Genomic DNA, 1,698 nt, shown 5'->3' on the forward strand with positions numbered 1-1,698 from the left:
GCGAGGCCACTGAAAAAGTATACTTTAAACAGTGCTATTCAGTGTGATAAGTAAATATTAAAAGACAGAATTCCATTTTAGGTTTTTACCTATGGAATCCTGTCTTTTTTATGCTTCTTTTTCATCAAGTAGCTTCAGTATCCTCTTAAGATTTACCGTGAACATTGTTACAGCTGATTGTAAGCGCATGCCAACAAGGCCTGAACCTGATGCAACTTCAAATCCATGGCTATGTTTAAGTTCACTGTTCTTTGCTTCAATTTTATACCGCTCCTTGGCTCTTTCCTTGAAAAAATCTGTTTCCTGAAAGACCATATATTCAAGGTGGGTATTTGATTTTAATGAAATCGAATGTGACTTGGTGTTTGCCCCGTCCTTGTAACAACCTTTTCTAAGGCTGCATTCCCTACATTTCTCTACATCGAAAAAGTATGTTTCAACATCACCTTTTCCATCAACGGCATTTTGCCTTGGTCTTTTATTTACTTTCTTGATGCTCAGGTGTCCACCTGGGCATTGGTATGTGTTTGCATCTTTGTTGAATTCAAATCCGATTTTGCTTTTTTTATTGGAATGGGTTATGGCTCTGTTCAGTTTTGAAATCAATATAATATCATTTTCTTTTGCATACTCTATGTTTTCCCTTTCTGAATAGGCAGCATCACCAATTATTTCATCTACTCCATAGCCATTTTCCTCAGAAATTCTTATCAAATCTTTCAGCTGTTTACCATCATTCTTTTCACCAGAGGTTACATGAGCCACTGCTATTATTCTTTCAGGGGTCATTCCTATATGTGTCTTGTAACCAAAAAATGATTCATCGTATGATTTATGACCTACACGGGCATCTTCGTCATAAGATTCTTTCAATGCCTCGGTATGATCCAGGGTAAATTCCTTCAACAGATTCTTCTGCTCCATTAGCTTCTGTGCATATTGAAACTCATCCTTCTTCTCAACGAATTCAACCAATTTTTCGCAGTAGGCAATCGTATCCTCGAGAACTCCAGAGTTAGTTGGCTTGGTAGGTAGTTTGTCTCTTAGGTTCTCATCTATTTGATACAGTTGCCTCCTGACCTTTTTCGCTTGTTCAAGCAATATGGTCCTTGCGGACTTTTTGTTGTACCTTGATTTCGTATGGGTCGAATCAACTATCAGAGTATGATTTTTCAGAAGATCCTTCTCCTTGGCCAGGATAATCGTTCTAGCCAGCAATTGATTAAGCAATTTTTCATCCTTTAACCTAAGTTTCCTGAACTTGGTCAGTAGACTGGGGTCTATAACTTCTTCCTCGGGAGCCATATCCAAGAAAAATTTAAAGGCCATGTCCGTTTTAGAGCGCTTAACTACGTCTACATCTGACAGTTCATAAATGACTTTGAGCATCAGATACTTAAACAAAACTATAGGTTCTACGGCTTTACGACCCATATTTTCACTATAGGTATGTCGCAATTCCTCGTGTACAAATGAATAATCAATGATGTCATGTAGCTTTCTAAGCTGATGATTTTCGTCAACTATCAAATCATAAAGCTGCTGATATGAACTGGTAGACATTTTTATTTGCGAATCAAGCATAGCAAAGACCTCCCAATGTTATTTTCTTATACTATATTTATTCGACAAAAAAAAGAAAAGTCCTTTTTGCTTAAGGACTTTTCCCAAATATTTTTTCACTTTTTCAGTGGCCTC

General features: G+C 37.1%; 1 protein-coding gene. It reads right to left on the reverse strand.

Annotated features, from left to right (window positions below):
• Nucleotides 1-108 precede the first annotated feature (108 nt).
• Nucleotides 109-1,584 carry an IS1182 family transposase gene (locus ACOEN1_RS13360; RefSeq protein ID WP_422487388.1) on the reverse strand — a complete coding sequence of 492 codons (1,476 nt, stop codon included), beginning with the start codon at nucleotides 1,582-1,584 and terminating at the stop codon, nucleotides 109-111.
• Nucleotides 1,585-1,698: the final 114 nt, after the last annotated feature.

This window comes from Gudongella sp. DL1XJH-153, from assembly GCF_049310905.1.
Classification (GTDB): domain Bacteria; phylum Bacillota; class Clostridia; order Tissierellales; family Tissierellaceae; genus Gudongella.